The 24,144-nt window shown below is 37.4% G+C and carries 19 protein-coding genes and 1 other RNA gene; 17 read left to right on the forward strand and 3 right to left on the reverse strand.

Annotated elements, in window-relative coordinates; translation table 11 throughout:
* Positions 1-64: 64 nt before the first annotated feature.
* A complete protein-coding gene (gene pyrG / locus AC6F8J_RS07805) occupies positions 65-1,672 on the forward strand; it encodes a CTP synthase (RefSeq protein WP_500722294.1) in 1,608 nt (535 codons plus the stop codon).
* 136 nt (positions 1,673-1,808) lie between these two features.
* Here pyrG and AC6F8J_RS07810 read toward each other — a convergent pair whose 3' ends face one another.
* On the reverse strand, positions 1,809-2,573 hold the full coding sequence (locus AC6F8J_RS07810) for an ECF transporter S component (RefSeq protein ID WP_500722296.1): 765 nt from the start codon (positions 2,571-2,573) through the stop codon (positions 1,809-1,811).
* Positions 2,574-2,729: 156 nt separating this feature from the next.
* On the opposite strand from AC6F8J_RS07810, the gene pdxR reads away from it, so the two are divergent.
* A complete protein-coding gene (pdxR, locus tag AC6F8J_RS07815; protein ID WP_500722298.1) occupies positions 2,730-4,178 on the forward strand; it encodes a MocR-like pyridoxine biosynthesis transcription factor PdxR in 1,449 nt (482 codons plus the stop codon).
* On the forward strand, positions 4,141-4,623 hold the full coding sequence (locus AC6F8J_RS07820) for a response regulator transcription factor (protein WP_500722300.1): 483 nt from the start codon (positions 4,141-4,143) through the stop codon (positions 4,621-4,623). The genes pdxR and AC6F8J_RS07820 overlap by 38 nt, the downstream gene beginning before the upstream one ends.
* Before the next feature lie 96 nt (positions 4,624-4,719).
* On the opposite strand, the gene AC6F8J_RS07825 is transcribed toward AC6F8J_RS07820, so the two are convergent.
* Positions 4,720-5,670 (reverse strand): diguanylate cyclase, encoded by a 951-nt coding sequence (locus tag AC6F8J_RS07825; RefSeq protein WP_500722302.1) that lies wholly within the window; start codon positions 5,668-5,670, stop codon positions 4,720-4,722.
* A gap of 202 nt (positions 5,671-5,872) precedes the next feature.
* Between AC6F8J_RS07825 and AC6F8J_RS07830 the strand changes: the two genes are divergently transcribed.
* Both AC6F8J_RS07830 and era read left to right on the forward strand, forming a co-directional pair.
* Entirely contained in the window at positions 5,873-10,159 is a 4,287-nt protein-coding gene (locus AC6F8J_RS07830; protein WP_500722304.1) for an acyl-CoA dehydratase activase-related protein, read from the forward strand.
* 13 nt (positions 10,160-10,172) lie between these two features.
* The gene (gene era / locus AC6F8J_RS07835; RefSeq protein ID WP_500722306.1) at positions 10,173-11,072 is read left to right on the forward strand and encodes a GTPase Era; all 900 of its coding nucleotides are present in this window, start codon (positions 10,173-10,175) and stop codon (positions 11,070-11,072) included.
* Positions 11,073-11,138: 66 nt separating this feature from the next.
* Here era and AC6F8J_RS07840 read toward each other — a convergent pair whose 3' ends face one another.
* Positions 11,139-12,353 (reverse strand): S-layer homology domain-containing protein, encoded by a 1,215-nt coding sequence (locus AC6F8J_RS07840; RefSeq protein ID WP_500722308.1) that lies wholly within the window; start codon positions 12,351-12,353, stop codon positions 11,139-11,141.
* Between the two features lie 349 nt (positions 12,354-12,702).
* Between AC6F8J_RS07840 and AC6F8J_RS07845 the strand changes: the two genes are divergently transcribed.
* The 12 genes from AC6F8J_RS07845 to AC6F8J_RS07900 all read left to right on the forward strand — a co-directional run bounded on the left by AC6F8J_RS07845 (position 12,703) and on the right by AC6F8J_RS07900 (position 24,031).
* Positions 12,703-15,489, forward strand: coding sequence for a VWA domain-containing protein (locus tag AC6F8J_RS07845; protein ID WP_500722310.1), 2,787 nt, complete (start codon positions 12,703-12,705; stop codon positions 15,487-15,489).
* Between the two features lie 427 nt (positions 15,490-15,916).
* Entirely contained in the window at positions 15,917-18,076 is a 2,160-nt protein-coding gene (gene rnr, locus AC6F8J_RS07850; RefSeq protein ID WP_500722312.1) for a ribonuclease R, read from the forward strand.
* A gap of 111 nt (positions 18,077-18,187) precedes the next feature.
* Positions 18,188-18,652, forward strand: coding sequence for an SsrA-binding protein SmpB (gene smpB / locus AC6F8J_RS07855; RefSeq protein WP_500722315.1), 465 nt, complete (start codon positions 18,188-18,190; stop codon positions 18,650-18,652).
* A gap of 46 nt (positions 18,653-18,698) precedes the next feature.
* Positions 18,699-19,050: a transfer-messenger RNA gene (gene ssrA, locus AC6F8J_RS07860) on the forward strand.
* A 178-nt stretch (positions 19,051-19,228) separates the two neighbouring features.
* Entirely contained in the window at positions 19,229-19,399 is a 171-nt protein-coding gene (locus AC6F8J_RS07865; protein ID WP_500722317.1) for a hypothetical protein, read from the forward strand.
* Positions 19,400-19,405: 6 nt separating this feature from the next.
* Positions 19,406-20,080 carry a LuxE/PaaK family acyltransferase gene (locus AC6F8J_RS07870; RefSeq protein WP_500722319.1) on the forward strand — a complete coding sequence of 225 codons (675 nt, stop codon included), beginning with the start codon at positions 19,406-19,408 and terminating at the stop codon, positions 20,078-20,080.
* Positions 20,032-20,409 (forward strand): LuxE/PaaK family acyltransferase, encoded by a 378-nt coding sequence (locus AC6F8J_RS07875; protein WP_500722321.1) that lies wholly within the window; start codon positions 20,032-20,034, stop codon positions 20,407-20,409. Before AC6F8J_RS07870 ends, AC6F8J_RS07875 begins: the two co-directional genes overlap by 49 nt.
* Positions 20,393-21,145 (forward strand): acyl-CoA reductase, encoded by a 753-nt coding sequence (locus AC6F8J_RS07880; protein ID WP_500722323.1) that lies wholly within the window; start codon positions 20,393-20,395, stop codon positions 21,143-21,145. The genes AC6F8J_RS07875 and AC6F8J_RS07880 overlap by 17 nt, the downstream gene beginning before the upstream one ends.
* A complete protein-coding gene (locus AC6F8J_RS07885; RefSeq protein ID WP_500722325.1) occupies positions 21,112-21,468 on the forward strand; it encodes an acyl-CoA reductase in 357 nt (118 codons plus the stop codon). Before AC6F8J_RS07880 ends, AC6F8J_RS07885 begins: the two co-directional genes overlap by 34 nt.
* A 135-nt stretch (positions 21,469-21,603) precedes the next feature.
* Positions 21,604-22,257, forward strand: a complete 654-nt coding sequence (locus AC6F8J_RS07890; protein ID WP_500722327.1) for a SatD family protein — start codon at positions 21,604-21,606, stop codon at positions 22,255-22,257.
* 154 nt (positions 22,258-22,411) lie between these two features.
* The gene (locus tag AC6F8J_RS07895) at positions 22,412-23,284 is read left to right on the forward strand and encodes a DUF3307 domain-containing protein (protein WP_500722329.1); all 873 of its coding nucleotides are present in this window, start codon (positions 22,412-22,414) and stop codon (positions 23,282-23,284) included.
* 483 nt (positions 23,285-23,767) lie between these two features.
* Positions 23,768-24,031: a hypothetical protein gene (locus AC6F8J_RS07900; protein ID WP_500722331.1), complete on the forward strand. Its 264-nt coding sequence runs from the start codon at positions 23,768-23,770 to the stop codon at positions 24,029-24,031.
* Positions 24,032-24,144 lie beyond the last annotated feature (113 nt).

Raw genomic sequence — 24,144 nt, forward strand, 5'->3', positions numbered from 1 at the left:
TATTTTATATAAATATGTTTAAAGGGCACAAATTAATTTGAAGCAAAAGTCAAAGAGGTGAAATATGCAGACAAAGTATATATTTGTAACCGGTGGCGTAGTATCTGGTTTGGGGAAAGGCATTACAGCAGCATCTCTAGGTAGGCTCTTAAAAGCTAGAGGTAAGAAAGTGACCATACAAAAGTTCGATCCTTATATCAACATAGACCCCGGAACCATGAGTCCATATCAACATGGGGAAGTCTTTGTAACAGAAGACGGTGCTGAAACAGATCTTGATCTTGGTCATTATGAACGTTTCATAGATGAAAAATTAAGTAAATACAGCAACATTACAACCGGTAAACTTTACTGGTCTGTGCTTAATAAAGAACGCAAAGGGGAATTTCTAGGAGCAACAGTTCAAGTTATACCCCATATCACCAACGCTATTAAAGACCGTGTCTATAGAGTAGGGAAAAATGTGCATTCAGATGTTGTTATTACAGAAATAGGCGGAACGGTAGGGGATATAGAAAGCCTACCTTTTCTTGAAGCCATTCGTCAAGTTGCCGGTGATGTCGGACGTGAGAATGTTATTTATATTCATGTCACACTAATACCATATCTATCTAAGTCAGGTGAAATGAAAACAAAACCTACACAACATTCAGTTAAAGAATTAAGATCAATCGGTATACAACCGGATATATTGGTATGTCGTACAGAACATGAAATGACTCAAGATATGCGTGATAAGATGGCACTCTTTTGTAATGTAAAAAAAGATTGTATCATTCAAAACTTAGATGCGGACACACTCTATGAAGTGCCTTTAATGCTTGAAAAAGAAGGTCTTGCGAACATTGTTTGTCGTCACCTTGAGATTGAAAACGTCGAACCGGATTTAGAAGCCTGGTCTGCTATGGTCCAGAGAGAAAAAAATCGTACAGAAACCATTACAATTGGTCTTGTTGGGAAATATGTAGAGCTTCATGATGCGTATATATCCATTGTTGAATCTCTTAATCACGCGGGCATTCATCATGGCATTCGAGTAGAATTAGATTGGATTGATTCTGAAAAAATTGAACCAGATAATGTAGGCGAAACGCTTAGTAATGTGGATGGTATTTTAGTACCTGGAGGCTTTGGAGATCGAGGTATAGAAGGCAAGATTTTAGCGGTTCAGTATGCAAGAGAGAAAAAAGTACCATTTTTTGGTATATGCTTAGGTATGCAATGTGCTGTCGTAGAATATGCAAGGAATGTATTAAATATGGTAGGTGCCAACAGCTCAGAACTTGATCCTGAAACGCCTTTTCCTGTTATTGATTTGATGCCGGAACAAAAAGACATAGATGAACTTGGTGGAACCATGCGCTTAGGTTCTTATCCATGTAAGGTTATTGAAGGTACTAAAGCTTACCGTGCCTATGAAGATGAACTTATTTATGAGCGTCATAGACACCGTTATGAATATAATAATGAATACCGTGATGATTTGGTTGATCATGGACTGATCATCACAGGATTATCACCAGACGATCAATTAGTGGAAATGGTTGAAATTGAAGACCATCCTTGGTTTGTCGGTGTTCAGTTCCATCCGGAATTCAAATCCAGACCCAATCATGCCCATCCATTATTCAAAGATTTTGTTGGTGCGAGTATGGTTAAACCATCTAAATAATAATGGAACTTATAATACAATGGTTAAAGGGTCAAAGTATAGTTTTGATTCTTTAACCATATAATAACAAAAAGCCTTTTATCAAGTTTTGATGAAAGGCTTTTTGTTATTATATGTGAGAAAGTTGAGTAGTAAATCAGGCTTGCTTTTTTGACAATTGGAATCTAAGTGTAACAGGAAGCATCAAAGTGGCCAGGATAAGTCCAAAAGCAAATTGCACCATATTAGCAGGAATGCTAAATACCGGTATAATCCAGTTGCCATACATAATACCATAAGTACCATAATAAAGAATAACCATGACAGAACCAGCAACGATAAAGGCACTTAATTTGTTGAAGTAAATAGCGATGGAAGGCCTAAAACGGCTTATACCAAAAACAATAAACAAAGCCATAGGTAATAGTAAGGCAATAGCTAGTATGATGTTTTGTGTTGATAAGACAGTGGAGATGAGCTCGGTTTCACTGGCAATCACTTCTTCAGCAATTAGGTCTTGCGTCGCATCCAAAATACGGTTTGAAGCAATCAAGCCTCGCACCAAAAAACCGAAACCTAGCCATAAGAAACTGTAGAAAGCAGTTATAAAACCGGTTTTCTTAAAGTTACCTAGATCCTCAAAGATGTAACCGATTATGTAAGCCATTAAAGCTTTAATGATAAAAGTGGGGAGAGCCCAAGAAGCATAGCCCAAATAAATATCAGCCAAAGCAGATCCGATGCCGGCAGCTAAAGCGCCATTTTTTTTACCTAGAACGACACCACAGCTAAGCACGAGAGCATCACCGATGTGGATATAACCACCTGTAAAAGGAGAAGGGAAGCTTAGTATACTGGTACTGATAAAGGTTAATGCAGCCATTAGACCAGAGTAAGTCAAGTTTTTCGTTGCGTTTTTCATAATAATCATCCTAACTTGTTTTATTATGTCAAAAACATATAGTTGTACTTATGTACTTTAGCGAAACTTAGTTTTGACACTTGAATAAACTTATATTATAATGAATTTGACCTGTTAGAAAGTGCCAGTTTTAATTATATTAAGGGGGACAGATGGATGTTGCTCACACCTGAAATCAATTATGAGTTAAAAAAACCTATCTATATGCAGATTCACGATTATCTTGTTAAAGAAATAGTAGAAGGAAGATTGATAAGAAACGATAAGTTGCCTTCAGTAAGGGTTTTTTCAGACCACTTAGGTATAAGCCGCAATAGTGTTGAGAATGCCTTCAATCAACTCTTAGCTGAAGGCTATATTCTAAGTGTACCAAGAAAAGGGTACTATGTTGCAGAAATCGAAGATATTAAAGGAAAAAAAATGCAAAACATTGAAGAAATTTCCTTAGAAACGAAGCAAAAATATGTCTATGATTTTAAAAGTGAATACGTTGCGAAGGACAGTTTTGATTATAAGCTCTGGAAGAAACATCTTAATTATGTGATGAACTATGATGTAGATGTATTATATGAGCATGGGGATCCAAGGGGAGAGTATGTTTTGCGTGCAGCGATTGCTAAACATTTTTATAGAACAAGAGGGGTTGTGGCGCGAACGGATAGTATTGTTATTGGTGGTGGCATTACCCCCTTATTAACCATTTTAGGCAAACTTTTTGATTTCTTAGAACTGGATGATATTGGCATGGAAGATCCTGGATTCAATAAGGCCAAGCATGTTTTTGATTATAGTCATTTGAAAACCATACCGATTGAGGTCAATGAGAAAGGTATTGATATTTCCTTGCTTTATCAAGAAGGAGTTAGGTTATGCTATGTCAGTCCGTCACATCAATTTCCAACAGGAACCATTATGCCGGTGGACAATCGGCTGAAATTATTGAACTGGGCAGAAAAAGTAGATGGTTATATCATTGAAGATGATTATAATGCAGAACTTAGATTCGAGGGTCAACCTATACCCGCAATGCAAAGTTTGGATGAGGGGGATCGTGTCATCTATCTTGGTTCTTTTTCCACAGTATTGGCACCAGGTATTCGCATCAGCTTTATGGTATTACCAAGGGTATTAAATCAATATTACACAAAGAACATTGAATATTTTTCTCAGACAGCCTCTAAGTTGGAACAGTTGGCGTTGTCAAAGCTCATTGAGTCAGGAGATTTTGACCGACATGTTAGAAAAATAAGAAATTATTATGCAAAGAAACAAGGGAATGTGTTAAAATATATAAAAGTACATTTACCAAAAAATGTTATTCCGAAGCATGGAAAAGCTGGTCTTCAAATTATCCTAAGACTGCCCGATGGATGGGAAGAATCTGATGTGGTATTAGCTTGTGAAAGGGAAGGTATAGGTATTAGTGGTTTGGGTGTTTATAGAAGTATTAAGAAGAAGCCATCAAAACCTTACCTTATTTTAGGATATCGAGGTATTGATGAGAGAATGATGGAAGATGGCATCAAGGAACTGGGAAAGGTATTGAAGATGTATAAGGAGACTTATGATGAAAAAAGCCTTATTGGTAAACGATTCCTTATTTGAAAGCTTAATTTTAAAAGATCTTCTCTTACAGCTCAACTATGAAGTTGAGCTTGCAGATGAGTATGATGCCCTATACCAAGTGGAACAGTTTGAGCCTGAACTCATTGTGGTCAACTATATCATGCATGAAATACGCGGAGACCAACTTATTGAACAGATTAAAGAGGATAAACCGGATATGATTTGTCTACTCTCTTCAAGCAGTATGATACAAAAAGATGAGGTTGAGAAAAACATATTGGACGGTGTTTTAAGAACACCGGTAAGCATGTTTACATTGAAGGATCTCTTAAGAAGAATCGATGCCAATATTTCTAAAACTATAGTAGAGAAAAAGATCAGTAAAAGTGATGGTGAAGAAAGATTTTGTGACCACTGTAACGCAGATATTTCAGAATTTAGTCTCCATATTGTATTTTGTCCCTTCTGTGGCGAAGAATTATAATTTAACATAGCGAAACACTTGTATGCTTTTCTTAAGGGAATTCCTATTATGTAGAATATAAAAACCAGTATCTTGCAATTATGCAAAAATACTGGTTTATTTAATAATAATTCTATTTTTACCGGTATGCTTTCCTTCATACAAGGCTTCATCGATTCGATTTAATATAGAAATATATTTCTCATTAGGTTTAAAATCAGAAAGTCCACAGGTGAGCGTCAACTTAAAGTTATATTGATTATAAGTGAATGTATGTTCGGATACAGCGTTTAGGATTCTCTCCATAATGGGTAGAGCGGATTCTTTGGTGGTGTGGGGCAGAACTAACAAGAATTCTTCACCACCCCATCTGGATAGATAATCATAATCTCGAACTTTGGATTGGATGAGGGCAACGACTTCGTTCAAGGTATAGTCCCCACAAGGATGGCCGTACTGATCATTGACCAGCTTAAAATCATCAATGTCGAACAAAGCTAGGGATATAGTAGTCTGATCCATTTGATGCTCTAACAGAAGTTCTTTTAAGGTGGATTGTATGAAACGTCGGTTGTAGAGTCCTGTTAGGTGGTCTCTTGATGCTAAATATTCAGAGTGTTCCTTTTCTTCTTGTAACTTCGTATTAATGGACTCTAGTTCTTGGATATAACTGTTTAAAAGTTTTCGGTTATAGACATGGTCAAGCTGATTAGTAATTCTGGATTCTAAGATGGTTTCGTTAAAAGGCTTCGTAACGTAATCATTCCCACCTAATTGAAAGCCTTTCACGATATCATTTTGATCATTGTTAGAAGTGATAAAGATAATTGGGATATGGTAGGTATCAGGTGTATTTCGAACATGCTGGCAAACATCATAACCACTACAACCGGGAAGGTGGACATCTAGTAGTATCAAGTCGGGTTTTTCTTCTCTTAATAGACCTATGGCTTCTAGGCCATTAAAGGCACTTATGTACTCATATTGTTTTTTGATCATGAGGTCTGTTAAGTACTTTTGGTATAGCCTACTGTCCTCAACTATCATAATCTTGAATATCTTATCCACCGACAATTCACCTCTCAAAATCTATTCTTATATATTCTATCGACATATGGTGAAAAACACAATAGCATCATGAGAATTATTATAAAAACATTGAAACTTTAACCTTAAAAATTAATATGGTATAATGAGACGTTAGTAAGTGAGAGTATTTTCAGGTGAAGTATTCACTAGGATGTGTTTATAGATATTAGGAGGTAATTTTTTGGAGAAACATTTAAAAATAGGTTTAGATATTGGATCGACGACAGTGAAGATGGTTGTCTTAAGCAGTCAGGGAGACATGTTATATAGTAAATACAAGCGGCATTTGTCAGATATTAAGAGCACGGTTTTGTCGATGGTAGGCAAGGCTTATGAGCACTACCCGGAGGCCGTGATTACCATTCTGACAACAGGCTCAGGTGGTCTATCAGTTTCTAAGTGGTTGGACATAGGTTTTATACAAGAAGTTGTAGCATGCGCTAAAACAGTAGAGCATCTTATACCTAAAACAGATGTTGCCATCGAACTCGGTGGTGAAGATGCCAAAATCACTTATTTTGAAAGTGGCTCAATCGACCAACGTATGAATGGTACCTGTGCCGGAGGGACGGGTGCTTTTATTGATCAAATGGCATCCTTATTGCAAACCGATGCAATGGGACTTAATGAATTAGCAAAATCATACAAGGTGATTCATCCAATTGCGGCCAGATGTGGTGTCTTTGCAAAAACAGATATTCAACCTCTTATTAATGAGGGTGCGGCAAAAGAAGATATTGCCGCTTCAATATTCCAAGCAGTGGTGAATCAGACCATCAGTGGCCTAGCTTGTGGCAAGCCGATACGTGGTCATGTTGCATTTTTAGGCGGACCTTTATATTTCTTATCAGAACTTAGGAATCGTTTTGTAGACACTTTAAAACTGACAAAAGAACAAACCATCATACCGGAGCATTCTCAACTTTTTGTTGCGACAGGGGCCGCCATGGCTTCTATTATTGAGGAACCTTTAAAGTTTGAAGAACTCTATGGAAGCGTTAAACGCCTTAATGTTTTTGATATTAATGAAGTTCCAAGGCTTCAAAAACTATTTGATTCAGAAGAGGCTCTAGAGGTTTTTAATGAAAGACATAGTCATAATAAAGTTGTTAAAGGACGTCTTGAAGATTATATAGGAGACTGTTATTTAGGTATAGATGCTGGATCAACCACAACTAAATTGGTTCTCATTGATGATCAAGGTCAGCTTCTTTATGATTATTATGGTAGCAATCAAGGGAAACCCTTAGCATTATGTAGAGAAATACTAATGGAAATATATGAAAAGATGCCTAAGGGAACTAGAATAAAAAACAGTTGCGTTACAGGTTATGGCGAAGGGTTGATTAAGGAAGCATTGCATATGGATATAGGTGAAATAGAAACCATGGCCCACTTCAAGGCGGCAGAATTCTTCCTTCCCGGTGTTGAATTTATCTTGGACATCGGCGGACAAGATATGAAATGTCTGCGTATTAGAGAAGGTATTATTGATGATATTCTATTAAATGAAGCCTGCTCCTCCGGATGTGGTTCCTTTCTTGAAACTTTTGCTCAGTCATTGGAAATGAACATACAAGATTTCGCTAAAGCGGCTCTAGTCTCAGAAGCACCGGTAGACTTGGGTTCGAGATGTACAGTTTTTATGAATTCCAGAGTTAAGCAGGCCCAAAAAGAAGGCGCTTCTGTAGGCGAAATATCAGCAGGATTATCTTATTCTGTTATTAAGAACGCTTTGCAAAAAGTCATAAAAATAAGAGACCCTAAACAAATTGGGGATAAGGTCATTGTACAAGGCGGTACATTTTATAATGATGCAGTTTTAAGAGCATTTGAGATGATATCGGGTAAAGAGGTGGTTAGACCGAATATTGCTGGTATTATGGGTGCCTTTGGTGCGGCCTTGATTGCCAAAGAACGTTGTGTACAAACGTCAGAATCCACCTTACTAAAAAGTGAAGCATTAGAGCATTTCATAGCACATAATGAAATGTCTAGGTGTGAATTATGTAGTAATAGATGTATGTTAACCATCAATCATTTTTCTGGTGGCCGCCAATTTGTATCCGGTAACCGTTGCGAACGAGGGGCTGGTATGGCCATAAAAAATCATGATATACCGAATCTTTTTACATATAAGTATAAAAGAATCTTTGCTTATAAGTCTTTGTCCCTAGAAGACGCACCTCGTGGCACTGTAGGCATTCCAAGGGTTTTGAACATGTATGAAAACTATCCCTATTGGCATACCTTTTTTACGCATCTGGGTTATAGAGTTGTACTATCACCAAGGTCCAATAAAGCCGTTTATGAAGCCGGCATAGAGACCATACCTTCTGAATCGGCCTGTTATCCTGCAAAAATTGTACACGGGCATATTATGAAGCTGATCGAAAAGAAAGTGGACTTTATATTCTATCCCAGTGTACCTTTTGAGGTCAAAGATGTAGAAGGTGCAGACAATAATTATAACTGTCCGATTGTAACCAGCTATCCTGAGACCATTAAACATAATACAGATGCTATCGTGAATGAAGAGATGGAACTGATGAGTCCCTTTTTACCTATGGACGAGCCAGAGAGATTGGCCGTTCGACTCTATGAGGAATTTGCGACGAAAGGACATACTGAATCTGAGATATTAGAAGCAGCAAAACTGGCATGGCAAGAAAAAGAAAAAACCAGAGCAGATATACAACGAGAAGGGGAACGTATCATTAGATGGCTTGAAGATAATAATAAGATAGGCTTGGTTATTGGCGGCAGACCATATCATATTGACCCAGAGATTAATCATGGATTAACCAATATTATCACAGGACTTGGTATGGCTGTACTCACGGAAGATGCCATTTGTCATTTGAGTCAAGTAAAAAGGCCTCTTAGAGTATTAGACCAATGGGCTTATCATAGTCGATTGTACGCGGCTGCTGAAGTGGTGGGTAAGCATAAGCAGCTTGAAATGGTTCAACTCACATCTTTTGGATGTGGTGTGGATGCAGTTACGGCAGATCAAGTACAAGAGATTTTGGCAAGACACGGTAAAATCTATACTCTGATTAAGATTGATGAAGGCAGTAATCTAGGTGCTATTAGAATTAGGATGCGTTCCTTAAAAGCAGCACTGGAAGAAAGACTGAAGCAAAAGAAGACATTACATAAAGAAGAAGTTGAAACCATACGTATGCCATTTACAAAAGCCCATAAGGCCAAACATACCATCATTGCACCTCAGATGTCACCAATGCATTTTGATTTCTATGAAGTTGGCTTTAGAGCCTTAGGCTACAAGGTAGTAGTTTTGCCGATGGTAGATACCAAAGCGATTGACGTAGGATTAACCTATGTGAATAACGATGCCTGTTACCCTTCTATACTGGTTATAGGTCAGATTATGGAGGCTTTAAAGTCAGGTGATTATGATCTGGACAATATATCCGTCTTCATGTCTCAGACTGGTGGCGGTTGTCGGGCATCTAATTATATCGGATTTATCCGAAAAGCATTAAAGGATGCAGATATGAGTCATATTCCCGTTGTATCTATTAATGCATCGGGGCTTGAAGGGAATCCGGGCTTTACAATTGGTCCGTCTTTGATTCATAAGGCTTTGATGGCAACTGTTTTTGGTGATTTGTTCATGAGGGTCTTATATGCAACCAGACCTTATGAAGCGGAGATTGGTTCAGCCAATGCCCTATATGAGAAGTGGCGAAAAAAAGCGATGACAACCATTATAAGTGGCAATATCATAAAATTTAGAAAGCAATGCATTGAGATTGTAGAGGCTTTTGATCGGTTGCCAAGAAAAGATGTCATCAAGCCCAAGGTGGGTATTGTAGGAGAAATTCTTGTTAAGTACCACCCGACAGGCAACAATCAGTTGGCTCAAGTACTTGAGGATGAAGGTGTACAGGTAGTACTACCGGATTTGATGGACTTTTTCCTATACAACGCTTATAATTATAAATTCAGATATGAAAAGTTAAACGGTACAAAAAAAGGATGGCGAGGGGCTAGTATAGCCATTAAGGTCATGTCATGGTACCGTCAGGCGGCCGGTAAGGCTTTTGATGCATCCAAACATTTTCATGCACCGTCAAGCATCGAGGAAAAAGGAAGGCTGGCTAAGCAACTTATATCTCTTGGAAATCAAACCGGAGAAGGCTGGTTTTTGACAGGAGAAATGGTGGAACTTGTAAAAGACGGGGTTGAGAATGTGGTATGTGTACAGCCCTTTGGATGTTTACCCAATCATGTGGTAGGGAAATCAATGATTAAACCCATTAAGAAAATGTACCCTATGGCCAATATAGCCGCCATTGATTATGATCCGGGTGCCAGTGAAGTCAATCAACTTAATCGTGTGAAACTCATGCTGTCTGTTGCCTTTAGCAACCTAGAGAAAAAGACAGTTCTATTAAAAGAAACCAAAGATATAGCTTCTAAAGATAAGAAGTATGCATAACAGGAGGTAATGCGTGAATAATAAAAAATCAGGATTTGTTACCATCATCGGTCGTCCGAACGTTGGTAAATCAACTTTAATGAATCATTTAATTGGACAAAAAATTGCCATAATGTCTGACAAGCCTCAAACAACAAGAAACCGAATTCAAACCATCTTAACCAATGATATAGGTCAGATTGTTTTTATTGATACACCTGGTATTCATGTACCAATGACAAAGCTTGGTGAATACATGAATACCAGTGCAGAAACCACTTTGAACGAAGTCGACGCCGTCTTGTGGCTGATTGAGCCGGATAAGAAAATCGGTAAAGGTGATCGTTATATTATTGAAAGATTGGCAAGGTTAGAAACACCGGTATTTCTTGTGATTAACAAGATGGACACCATAGCCAAAAATGAGCTACTGGAAGTCATCGCAACCTATAAGGACCAGTATAACTTCAAAGACATCATTCCTATATCAGCCCTCAAGGGAGAGAATACAAGCATACTATTGGATCAAATCTTCGATGTTCTGGAAGAGGGGCCTATGTATTTTCCGGAAGACATGGTTACAGATCAACCGGAAAGGCAGATTTGTGCCGAACTTATACGTGAAAAGGTACTGATGAACATGGAACAGGAAATTCCTCACGGCATAGCGGTAGTTATTGATCAAATGCAAGAACGAGATAATCAGGCAATCGTTGATATAGATGCTACCATAGTCTGTGAAAAAGACTCTCATAAAGGCATGGTCATCGGAAAACAAGGCTCCATGCTTAAGAAAATAGGCTCAATGGCAAGAAGAGATATGGAAAACCTACTTGGTTCAAAAGTTAACTTGAAGATATGGGTAAGAGTAAAGAAAGACTGGCGAGACAGTGATTATTTATTAAAGAATTATGGGTACACAGGTAAAGAATAAATATACATAGACGTACAAAAAGACCAGGTGAGCAGCTTATGCCCTTCCTGGTCTTTTTGTACGTCTTTAGTTAAGGGCAAACTCTACCTTAACAACGTTGTGATCATGTACCAAAGCGGTCATACGAAGATCGGTACTGCCATAAGCAGTAGTTACTCCGGAAGAGGGCAAGGAAGCACGATTGTTGTAATTCATAATAATAAAATTATGCATAGCACTGGCATTTTCGAAATCAATATTTTTACAAACCAGTAATATAAATTCAGAAGCACCCGGTTTAAGATTGCCATCAGTATCCTGCATGAGTACCAAATCCAGTATAATAACCTTTTGGCCATCTTTTGCATCTAATATAACAAGACTTTCATTATCTTCTGTTAAGAGATTGATATTAAATACGCCATAGTTATAACCGGCGGACAAAGTATTATCTGTCTCATCGTCAGCATGATCAATTAGGGCATCAGCTAAAATATTTTCTGTAATGTTTCCGACATTAGGGTCCAAACCGGAATTACTTAAATTTGTAGTTATATCTCCATCGATAAAGACGAGCTGGTTGTTAATAAGGGTCATCTCACCATCAAATCCAGCAAAAAGTCCGGGATTTGATGCAAATAATGCAGCAAGTGATTTAGCTTTACTTGGTGATAAGGCAAGTTTTCTGACCTTAGGATCAAAAACACGGTGGCTGATTACGGCTGCTTCAGCCCGTGTTAAGGTGTTGTTTCCACTAAAAGTGCTGTCAGGATAACCGGTAATGATACCGAGAGCATATGATAAGAGTACAGTTGTGTGCTGATCCTGTGGCATTATATTAAAGTCGTTGATATAGATGCTATAGTCAAGAAACTCATCAGGGTAGTCGGTCGGAACTAGATTCATAGCCTTGATGGTAAGTCGACTGGCTTCATAACGGTCAATGGGTGTGTTATATATTGTATAGCTTACACCATCTAACCAACCTTGGTTTTTTGCATATGCAATATAATTTGTAGCCCAGTAACCAACTGAAACACCAACATCATTGCCGGTCAAGCGACATAGGATAGCAATATATTGGTCGATGGTCAACTTCTGATTGCCTTTAAAAGTACCGTCTGTAAAGCCGGTAATAATATTCTCCTGTGATAAAACGTCAAGAGAACCATAGTACCATTCAAGGGCAGTGGTATCCTTGTATAGAGGTGCGGTATTGACATTTGCTTGAGAGAACGATCCTGTGATTAGAATCGTTAGAATCATGAGTATGGAAATGATATTTTTTTTCTTGAATTTCATAATGAACCTCCTACTTTGTGATGGATGGGTTAATTTTTATTTGATTTAGCCTTGATGCCTTAACCTTTTAGTTCAATTATAATCTTTTTTATAGAATAAATATTGAACAAAATGTGAACATGTATCTAAGAATATATGAAAAAACTTAAAAACATATAAGCCATAAGTCCTATAGTCTAGTTATATGGTATTGGTTTGTGTGAATATTCATAATCTTAATTGACTAGCAACGTATAAGGGGTATATAATTTAGTAATATGATACAAATAAAATCAAAGCATAATGTGAGATAGTATAAATCAGATAATCATAAGCCAATGAAATGAAATAGGAACTGGAGGCGTTAAGTATGAAAGCAACTGCAAACATCAAAAAGAAAATAGGATTCTTAATGGCATTTATATGGATATTACAGATGGGTATGCCTATTTATGGAAATGTGAATACAACAGTAACTATAACGAAAGATACACCGGTGGTGACCTTGTCGGATGCCGGCGAGAGAATCTTTGATATTGGTTATAATTTTGCTGTGTCCTACGAACAGGTAACAACAGGTCTTGATATTGTTTTGGTTCTTGACCGTTCCAATTCCATGTTGCGTATTGATCCGTCTACCAACAAACCGGTTGCTGATGCTGTATGGAAAGCCGTAAATAAGTTTGTGAATGAAGTATATGCAACCTACCCTGATTCTAATATGGCTATTGTTTCTTTTGGTACCAATGCCAATAAGAACGATAATTGGAAGTATTATAATAATAAAACAGAAACTTTGAATGAAGTCAGAAAGGTATTTCAATATAGAGACCTCTACTATAATAATCATAGTAATTTCTCATCTTATTGGAACAACGGTTACAGGTATGCATGGGAGTTCTGGCAAATATCCGACGGGGCTACAAACATAAAAGAATCCTTTGAATATGCAGAAAATACAGTGACCCACAAACAAATCTCAGGTAGTCCTTCCGAACAAGATGTTATTATACTCTTCACAGATGGTGTGGCAACGCAAGGTGGTAGTAACAGTCAGAAAAACTTAAACTACCCTACAAGTCATAATACCAATACAATCGCCGCTTATCAAGCCGGACAATCGGCCCAGTCGGTAGCCGAAGTTATTGCTGTTGGCTATTTTGAAGGTATTGAATATGTATCAACAAAGAATGTGGCAAGAGACACATTGGTTAAAGCTCAAAATGCAGGTCTTTTTGAGGCTTCTCAGACAGGACAATTATCAGATATTTTTGATACCATTGTTGGAGAACTTAACTATGTGGGTACCAATGCAAAAGTGGTGGAAACCATTGAAAGCGAGTTTGAGGTTGTGGATGCTAGCATAGAACCACAAAACTATACATTATCTGTGGATACTCAAGGCAGACAAGTCATTACGTGGGATCTGGGAAATGTTGTGGATACCAATTATGCATTTGGCTACAAAGTTAAAGTTAAAGACCATGTCTATCCAACCGGCAGCGGTCAAGTTGAGATTCCAATTAATGTGAATGCCATGCTGGTCTATAAGGACTTAAGTGGCAATACAATAACAGAACTGCTTGGACAGAATTTGACCCTTATACCACCAAGAACCAATCAGCCACAAGTCAATGTGAATGTTACTTATACCAACAACCAATTTGGTTATTTGGTAGGCGATGTCATTAAAATAAACCACAGTTTAAGTTATAATAATGAAGCACCTTTTGATTATAAAACCATCAATATAAAAAACCTTACCAAATCCACCTCCGGTCAAAACATTGGAGAATTTGTGACGCTTCAACCGGCAAGTACAGGTGCAGGTTGGGGTATGGTCAATAATAAGCTATCCTTAAATATTCTAGAGTCAAAAAGCGTCGTTGGTAGTGAAAACCTAACTTGGCAGAAGGAAGTACCCTTAGAGCTTAAAGCCATAAAAGAAGGTAACTTGAGACTGGATCATAATGTAGATTATCAACTGACAAATTCAGTGGGCAATATTTTCGACCATGCTAACTTAGGACTGGATCCTGCTGCCATTGATATTAAGATGGGGCGCCTCACTTTTGATTTTTCTGATGACTATGATGTAGCCATAACGGATATTGAACTCTATATCAATGGAGCACTAAGACCATATACAGTTGAAGATGGTATCATTGTTGTAGAAGGTATTACCAGTGGTCTACATAAAGTGTCTATTCCAATGCCGAGCGGTTATTTGATGACAAGTCAAAGTGGTGGTATAAGCCTTGACAACGATATGAACATGGTATTTGATGCGGTACTGAGCCATACTAACCCACAAATCGATAAGGTTGTTAATTTTGAACGGCTTAAGATTAAAGACATTGTCATTACAACGCTGGATGGCCAATCAGAACATAACATAGATTTGTTAAATGAACCAACACAAACAATGATTAGCTTCGAGTTGGTTAGACCCTTAACGAAAGTAGAAATGACTTTGTTTGATGACTTTATCAGCTCCAATCATACCTTTGTCCTAAACACATTCTCAGGAACCGCAGATGTTAGAAACGCTTCCGGTAATGTTGTATCAGGATTTACAATGAACAGTGGACGACTCAGTTATAACGGTAGCCAATTGCCAACAGGTAAGTATGTGGCTTATGGAGTATTAACCCCACCAACCACCTTAGGTGACCAATTGGATTATGATTTTAAGGTTGGGATTAATCAGATTCGCACCAGAGAACAAGGTGATAGTGCAGATTTGGTATCAGCAATAACATCTAAAACTCTAGCAGTTGGTTTACTAGATACAGTGGCTCCAGTTATCGATGTGGTTGTTGATCCAGCAGAATCATCAATTAATCTAATTAACCATAACATAAGCATAACGGATAAGACGACCATAGTAACTTACAAGGTCTTTGAAGGTAAGTTAACTTATAACGAAGTCTTAGCAGCAACAAATGAACAGACCATACGCATTCTAAGTAATCAGGGTAATCAAGTGTTACTTGACTCCGATATGAAAGTGACATTAACAACTCAGCTCAACAAATTTGTAGCAAAAGGTGCAATCACCATTTATGCTGTGGATGCTTTTGGTAATTATAGTGTTAAGGTTGTGGAATACCTTAATGAAGACCTTAATGATTTGTTAGACCAGAATATCATGTAAGTACCTCCAAAAATTAATATTAAATAGTTGGTTAAGGTTTCAAAACTATTTGTTGAACTTTTACAAACAATATATAGTTATGAGTGTGTCAATGTAACCTATATGTTGTATGTAAATTAGTGAAACATAGTTTTGACCCTTTTACCTTAAATATAATACTCTAAGATATGGCAGAAGCTAGCAAAGAAAGGCTTATGAATGTAAATGTTTATAAGCCTTTCTTTTGCTATTTGGTACAAAGATTAATTAAAAGCCATCATTAAAAAAATGCTCATAAAGGCTTAACACACAGAATACTACAATTTAGTGCTAGTATGTACAAAAGTGCTGAAGTGCTCTATAATAGAAGTGTACTAAGGTTAAAGTGTCAAAACAATATAGTTGAATTTTCACCCTTTAACCATACTAAGATTAGGAAGTGAAGAATATGAAAATCGATCAAAAAGAAGTGTTACTGGATCTGTTTAAAGATAAAAAATACAGACCACTTAAGTTAAAAGAATTAGCATTACTGCTAAACCTTTCGAAAAAAGAAAAAAAAGAACTGGAACAATCTTTACAGGCACTCATTCAGGAAGACAAGGTCATTCTTACCAAGCGCGGTAAATACATGATCAATGATGCGCCAGAGCCAATAATAGGAAGATTTGTGTCTCATCCTAAAGGCTTCGGTTTTGTGGTTATAGAAGGACAGGAGGATGATATTTTCATTCCTGCCAAATATGTCAACACAGCCTTTCATAATGATACGGTAGCCATTAAGTTGCTTAAAGACAGCCGTGGCAAGCGTCCGGAAGGTGAGATTGTTAAAGTACTTGAAAGAGGGAAAGACACCCTAGTTGGACTTTACGAACAAAGCGACAACTTTGGTTTTGTTCGAGCAGATGACAAAAAAGTACAGAAAGATATCTATATAGCCAAATCCAATAGTATGATGGCCATGAAAGGTCATAAAGTTGTGGTTAAGGTTACAGACTGGGGTGGTGAAGATCGGAAGCCTGAGGGCAAAATAGTCGAGATTATCGGTCATGTGGATGATCCGGATACAGCGATCTTGTCTATTGTTAAGAACTTAGAGATTCCTACTGAGTTCCCTGATAGCGTCAAGAAACAAGTTCTGCACATTCCTACAGAAGTGCCTAAGGATGCAGCTGAAGGTAGATTGGACTATAGAAATATCCAAACAGTGACCATAGATGGTGCAGATGCCAAAGACTTGGATGATGCCATCACCATAGAGAAAATCGACCTAGGATACCGTTTAGGAGTTCATATTGCAGATGTTAGCTACTATGTAAAAGAAGGCAGCGCCATGGATGAAGAAGCCCTTAATAGAAGCACCAGTGTCTATTTAGTAGATAGGGTCATCCCTATGTTACCAAGACAACTGTCTAACGGTATTTGTTCATTAAACGCAGGTGTAGACCGTTTGGCCCTTAGTTGCATTATGGACATTGACCAAGAAGGCAAAGTCATTAATTACACCATTAATGAGACCATCATTAACGTCGATGAGCGTATGACTTATACAGCGGTTTCAGGCATTTTAGAGAAATCAGATCCTGAATTAACAGAACGTTACAAAGATTCTGTGGATATGTTCCATAGAATGGAAAGTTTAGCGACCATACTCAGAGCAAAGAGAAAGCAAAGGGGTTCCATCGACTTTGATTTTCCAGAAGCTAAAGTCAAGCTGGATGAATTTGGTGCACCCACTGAGATCTATGTTTATGAACGCAACGTGGCAACGAAGATCATTGAAGAGTTTATGCTACTAGCCAATGAAACCGTAGCTGAACATTACTTCTGGCAAGAGATACCTTTTGTATACAGAAACCACGAAGAGCCGGACAATGAGCGTATACAAGCCCTGGGTAAATTCATCTATAACTTTGGTTATCATATCAAAGGCAAAGAAGATGTTCACCCGAAAGAAATACAGAAACTTCTAATAGACATTGAAGGTAGCAAAGAAGAGATCTTAATCAGCCGACTGGCCCTTAGATCAATGAAACAAGCCAAATACGAAGTGGATTGTGAAGGTCACTATGGACTTGCGGCAAAGTATTATAGTCATTTCACCTCACCGATTCGTCGTTATCCGGACTTACAGATTCATAGAATTATCAAAGAAAACCTAAAAGGTAAGATGAGCGATAAGCGCATCAGCCATTATAAGAAGATCTTGCCGGATGTCACCAAGCAAAACTCAGAGTACGAACGTCGAGCTGAAACAGCAGAGCGTGAAACCATTAAGCTTAAAAAAGTGGAATACATGCAACGCCATATTGGAGAAGTATTTACAGGCGTTATCTCCGGTGTCACTGGATGGGGACTTTATGTAGAACTTCCAAACACCATTGAAGGTCTGGTTCATGTCACCGCGCTTAACGATGATTATTACGTTCATGATGAGCTTAAGTATATGTATGTGGGTGACCGTACCAAGAAAATCTATGCCCTAGGTGACTTAATCAATGTTAAAGTAGAACGATGTAATGTGGAAGAACGCAACATTGATTTTTCTGTATCAGAAGAGGGACCGACAGAGGCTACAGAAGAGACATCTACAATTAAGGTAACATAATTGTAATGGCTTTGCCCTTGTAAAGCTTATAGAATATGTTATAATATGTCTTGCAGCATAGATTTGGAAGAAAGATTCAAGTGAATCTTTTAGTTGGAAAGAGTGTGAACCATGGCAAAAGAAGCTTATAAAATCATAGCGCAAAACAAAAAAGCTTATCACGATTATTTTATTGACGAGACCTATGAAGCAGGTATGGTACTTGCAGGAACAGAAGTCAAGTCTTTAAGACTGGGTAAAGGCAGCATAAAAGAGAGTTTTGTAAGGGTTATAGATGGTGAGATTTTTGTCACCAGCATGCACATCACACCTTATGAAAAGGGTAATATCTTTAATAAAGATCCGATGCGAACCAGAAAGCTCTTATTAAACCGTTATGAGATCAATAAGATCATGGGTGCGGTTGCCATAAAAGGTTATACCATCATGCCACTCAAAATCTACCTAAAAAAAGGTCGAATGAAGATGGAGATTGGTTTAGCACGCGGCAAGAAGCTCCATGACAAACGACAGGACATTGCCAAAAAAGATCAAAAAAGAATGGCTGAAAAGCAATTCAAAGTTGATAATCTGTAGGAAGACCTACTAATTATAAAAGGTCCAAGAGACCGCCTGTAAACCCGGGGGTGTACAGGTTTCGACGGGGATCACTGCAGTGAAGGAAGCCATCCGTAGACACCGGAGCTACGTTAAAAGCTGGTAAAATTAAATTAAACGCTGAAGATAATTTAGCTTTCGCAGCCTAGGCTGCGGTGTCCTTCCTAGGCAACTCGCCACTTAGGGTCTGGGCAACGATTGGGCGAGGAACTTTTCTACCAATGCTTTGAGGTAGCAAAAGAACTTTATTAAGCTACTAAAACCATGAGCCTGTCATTAGGCGCTTGGCAGAGGGAATGTCAAAATAATGACTCTGATGGGAGAAACTTTCATGAACGGGTTTTCGGACAGGGGTTCGATTCCCCTCACCTCCAGTCCAGTCCATTAAAAGACGATTCACACAAAGTGTGAGTCGTTTTTTAATAGACGAAGAATCGAACGTGGCCTGAAAGCAAGGGTGCCAGTGGCACGCTTGCGGAGGGATTCCCCGAATGTGTCCCACCACATTAACACAGCACAACAGGATGGTTTTTTAAGTTGTTAAATGTTAGAATTATGATAATTGGAACAATCACCTATTTTAAGTACGACTTGGGGGAAGTTATGATCTTTAGAGAAAAACTTTTTAGGTATAAAAAAATATATGACTTAGAGGGAAGTGAAGACCTCTTTTTGGCTGCCATGAGGGAATCTGTTGAGCATCATGAGTACCATTGTACGTTTTAAAAAGAATTGATTCAGAATATAGGGTATACGTCAGATCAACTAAAAAAGATAGAGGATATTGCATCTATTCCGGCTATACCCGTAGATTTTTTTAAGATCCATGAAATAAGAAGTATAGAAAAAGAAGAAATAAAAATCCATGCCACATCCTCAGGAACGATGGGGCAAAAGAGTCAGATATTTATAGATGAAAGTACTCTAAAGCTGGGTACAAAAATGATTATAAAAGCCATGTTGTATCATAAATTTGTCTCAATCATACCAACCAATTACCTTATACTTGGTTATGAACCCAAAGCAGGTAATGAGATGGGAAATGTAAAAGTTCTTACGGGGATGACCAGGTTAGCCCCTGTTAAGGAAAAGGTTTTTGCTATTCGGTCCATAGGAGATGCCTATCAAATCGACTATTTTGGTGTCATGAGCGCTTTGAAGCGCTATGCCAGACAAAGGCTACCGGTGCGTATCATGGGGTTTCCTTCCTATCTATATAGGATGTTAAGGGCTATGAAAGAAATGAATATGCCACCACTTAAACTCAATAAAAGGTCCATAGTTTTTACAGGTGGTGGTTGGAAAAATATGAGGACATGGCCATATAAAAAGAAGCGCTCTACGCTCTGGTTGAAGAAATGCTTGGCATACCGTCTAAAAATTGTCGAGATTTCTATAGTGCAGTAGAACACAGTGTTGCCTACCCGGAGTGTTGTCATCATCGTATGCACGTACCGATCTGGAGTAGGGTGCTTATTCGTGATGTGAACACCCTGGAACCATTGGGCTTCAACCAAGCCGGCTTTCTCAACTTTATTAGCCCTCTGGTATCCTCCATGCCCTTATCCTCAGTCCTCATGGGAGATATGGCAGTAATTAGAGATGGCAGTCAATGTGGGTGTGGTATCACAACACCCTATTTTGAAATACTAGGAAGAGCAGGTACCCGTGTATCGAAAACATGTGCAAGCTCGGCAAGTGACTTATTGGGAGGTCAAAATGGAACACATATTTAGAGGACGCGTGATTACAGAAAATGAATTGGATCATTACTTACTGCAGCTAGATGATACAATTAATGAGGACTTGTTGTTACCGCCACTGGATACAGAAATGGTTATCAGGGCCATATGGACACTGGTGGAAGAAACGGATTTTGCGGATTTTAAACAGCAGTTTATTGATAATGGACAAGCGGATTGGAAAGCTGAAGGCTTCATCCAATCCATTAAAAAAAGCTTGACCCCTACAGCCTTGCATCAAAAAATAGTTCGTGAATTAGGTGAAGATTTTTATAAATGGGTGGAGGTTGAACCAGGCATACAAGAAAGGCAACAGCCTATAGGCGTTCTTTTTCATATTGGTGCAGGAAATGTCCTTGCTCTATCGGTTCTTAGTGTCCTAGAAGGCCTACTTACAGGCAACATCAATGTCTTAAAATTACCATCTTATGAAGGTGGCATCTCATTAACGCTACTTAAGCGCTTAGTTATGATTGAGCCAAGACTAGCGCCTTATATCTATGTATTTGATATTTCATCGGAAGATGTCGGGATATTAAAAATATTAGGAAATGTTGCGGACGCTATCGTTGTATGGGGTTCAGATAAAGCAATCCATGGCATTAGGCAAATAGCACCTGGCCATCTACCCATTATCCAGTGGGGTCACCGTTTGAGCTTTGCGTATTTATCACATGGACCAAAGAATTGGTTAAAATGGCATCAGTACTTGGACAAGAACAACTTATAGAGAGCGAACATAAAGATTTTAGTATTATGATAGATACCCAACCATCTCTGAAAGCATCACCACTGTATAGAAATATATGGCTCATGCCCATGAAGCGATCAGAGCTATTATCCATACTGCGTAAACATAAAGGCCATCTTCAAACAGCCGGTTTAGCTTGTCATGAAGAGGACTATGATGACTTATCCAATTTGCTCTACAAAGCAGGCGTAAGCCGAATAACAACATTTGCTAACATGTCACAAACCTATGTTGGAGAACCTCATGATGGAAAACCCACACTCTTGCAGTATATCCGAACCGTTAGCAAAGATAAAAATTAAAGTCAAGGTATCATCAAAATGCATTGGTGAATTCTGTAAAATTGTGATATGTTTATAGGTAAGTTAGAATATGAAAAGAAGTGTTCACGACTACAGTGGTGCGAAAACAATCTTGAATTATGGAGGAAGTCCAAAATGAAATATGTGGTATTTACAATAGATTGTATATCCTCAAAAAAAATGGAGAATGTAACAGAATTTCTTGAACAAAGGGTTCTTAAATTAAACAATGACACTTTAAGGAATGGTAGTTTTTTGACAGACTTTAAAGTGCTCCTTGGTGATGAGATACAAGGTGTGATTAAGTTTGATGGTGAATTTGTTAAGAACATCCGCTATATTAGAGAAGCTTTTTATCCAATAAAAGTTAGATTAGGAATAGGCATTGGTGATATAGAAAATGAAGAAAATATAGAACAGAAAGATCCATGGAAGCTTAATGGTTCTGCCTTTCATAATGCTAGAGATTCAATTAAGTATTTGAGTAAGCATGCCCTATTTGGTAAAAGTGGATTGTCCTATCTTACGAGTGGTAGTGAAGCCTTTGATCTTCTGATCAACAATCAGATCTTACTTTATGATACGATACTTGAAAGATGGCGTGATAAGACTTATGAAGCGGTATATTTGAAAGAAAAGTATGGTAGCTTTCGTAAGTTAGATAAGATAAATGGTATTTCATCATCAGCCTATACAAAGCGTGCTAGTGTGGGAAATTGGTCTATTTTAGAAGAATTTGAGAAGAATATTAAAATTATAATTGAAGAATATAAAGACTTGATTGAATGATTTTTTTGCAAATCGCCTTTGCTGAGGAGCTTTGAAACTACTAGGACTATATGAGGAGCCAATGGACTGCTCGGTAACACCGAGGAACCAATAGACTCTTCAAATACTTAGGGGGTGTAAATCTTAAGCCGCTAAAAAATAGAGGAGACCAGTTATGAAAGTTATATTATATTTAATATTGACCCACTTCATTGCAGATTTTGTGTTACAAAGTGATAGGCTGGTGACAAGAAAGAATCGGTTTTATTTAGAGCATCAAAAGAAAATATCTATTAATAATCCTATATTGCAACATGGTATCATTGTGTTTACTGTAATGCAAATATTACATCTATTTTATAAAGAATGGTACTCAGTACTGGCAATGACAGCTTTAATAACACTGGGGCATTTACTCCTTGATCACCTTAAATTAGAATATCAAAGGAAATCAAGTCGTCATAGGTTTATTGAATTTCTAGTAGACCAGATTGCCCATTTAGGCATAATTTATTTAATAAGTAGTTGGTTTGTTATTATATATGAAAGCAAATATATTAAGATTTTTGGAAATTATGCAACATCAAGTAATCAGGGTAAATGGTGGATACCAGATATAACAACAAGTATACTAGGTATGTTGATTGTAATTATATTATTTTCATACATCTCAGGACACATTATTTCATTTATGTTAGAGAATCTAAGAGTTGTTAAATCTGAAAATGAAACAATAGATGGTCTAGTAGTTGACGCAGTAGATCACCTTGAAACAAATGTTGAAGAAAATCTGGAAAAAACCAGGCATTTGAATGAAAGGGAAATGAAAATAGGTATAAAGATTGGGATTATTGAAAGAATACTCGTGATGATCTTCGTAGTAGTAGGACAGTATGCGGCTATGGGGTTAATATTGGCGGGAAAATCATTGGCAAGGTATGAAGAACTCAAGGATAAAGCCTTTTCTGAATATTATCTATATGGCACCCTCATAAGTTTTTTATTTGGAATAGTAGGTGGCCTGATTATAAAAGTGGTAATTTTGTGATATTTGGAGCAACCACAGCAAGAGTATTTAATTCACCTAAAAAACATTATAGAATCATATAATAGAAGCGGGTGTAGACAGATATGTTTATGTTTGGCGCCTCTTTTTGTGCGCATTTTTATCATAGGTAACTTTATGGATTGGATACTTTAAGACCCCAGTCTCGTCACGGTTTGTTTACAATAATTATCATATATGGGAATAGTTATAATAATAAAATCTAAGGTATAAAATATAACATTAAATAGCTTTATTTTTAAAAATATAATTGTTATACTTGATTCAGCGCTGAATTGGAATCTGAGATTCCAACTTGTAAAATTAACATCCATTATGAAAAATGGTTATTCATATAAGAATGTTGATACCTATAAAAGAATTTAATATAATATTAAGCAACTGTAGCTTCTTAATATTATGTTTTAAATTGCGAATAGAGGTTAATCAGATGAAGAAATTTATAGATAATGGAGGACTATTATTATGAAAATTGAAGAGGGTAAAGAGCTTATTATGGAAAATGTATTGTCGTTAAGGAAGAAGATGACTCGAAAAGAAATAAACAAACAAATGATAAAAATTGAAGCATTTTGTAAAGAAATGCTAATAATGAAGAATGGAAATGTTGTAACTACTACATTTGGAGGTTCAATAGTAAATGGTGAACAAGTTTTTGATATAAAAATATTGATTCCACTCGATAGAAAGCGTGAGTTACCAAAAGAATATATATTTAAAGATGATTGAAGTGTCATAATTAGATTTTTTATGCCACCATCGCTACCTGTTCTTTGACATTTTTGAAAAGCGTTAAGAAATATCTTGCTTTTTCTTTTTTGAAACAACTAACACCTAAAATT

The organism is Petrocella sp. (assembly GCF_059865615.1).

Bases quoted from the DNA above. Each gene is read 5' to 3' on its own strand.
- AC6F8J_RS07820 (WP_500722300.1), top strand. From the start codon at position 4,141: ATGAAAAAAGCCTTATTGGTAAACGATTCCTTATTTGAAAGCTTAATT.
- pyrG (WP_500722294.1), top strand. From the start codon at position 65: ATGCAGACAAAGTATATATTTGTAACCGGTGGCGTAGTATCTGGTTTG.
- AC6F8J_RS07880 (WP_500722323.1), top strand. From the start codon at position 20,393: ATGGAACACATATTTAGAGGACGCGTGATTACAGAAAATGAATTGGAT.
- AC6F8J_RS07885 (WP_500722325.1), top strand. From the start codon at position 21,112: ATGGCATCAGTACTTGGACAAGAACAACTTATAGAGAGCGAACATAAA.
- AC6F8J_RS07900 (WP_500722331.1), top strand. From the start codon at position 23,768: ATGAAAATTGAAGAGGGTAAAGAGCTTATTATGGAAAATGTATTGTCG.
- smpB (WP_500722315.1), top strand. From the start codon at position 18,188: ATGGCAAAAGAAGCTTATAAAATCATAGCGCAAAACAAAAAAGCTTAT.
- AC6F8J_RS07845 (WP_500722310.1), top strand. From the start codon at position 12,703: ATGAAAGCAACTGCAAACATCAAAAAGAAAATAGGATTCTTAATGGCA.
- rnr (WP_500722312.1), top strand. From the start codon at position 15,917: ATGAAAATCGATCAAAAAGAAGTGTTACTGGATCTGTTTAAAGATAAA.
- AC6F8J_RS07865 (WP_500722317.1), top strand. From the start codon at position 19,229: ATGATAATTGGAACAATCACCTATTTTAAGTACGACTTGGGGGAAGTT.
- AC6F8J_RS07840 (WP_500722308.1), bottom strand. From the start codon at position 12,353: ATGAAATTCAAGAAAAAAAATATCATTTCCATACTCATGATTCTAACG.
- AC6F8J_RS07890 (WP_500722327.1), top strand. From the start codon at position 21,604: ATGAAATATGTGGTATTTACAATAGATTGTATATCCTCAAAAAAAATG.
- AC6F8J_RS07875 (WP_500722321.1), top strand. From the start codon at position 20,032: ATGCTTGGCATACCGTCTAAAAATTGTCGAGATTTCTATAGTGCAGTA.
- AC6F8J_RS07895 (WP_500722329.1), top strand. From the start codon at position 22,412: ATGAAAGTTATATTATATTTAATATTGACCCACTTCATTGCAGATTTT.
- AC6F8J_RS07810 (WP_500722296.1), bottom strand. From the start codon at position 2,573: ATGAAAAACGCAACGAAAAACTTGACTTACTCTGGTCTAATGGCTGCA.
- pdxR (WP_500722298.1), top strand. From the start codon at position 2,730: ATGTTGCTCACACCTGAAATCAATTATGAGTTAAAAAAACCTATCTAT.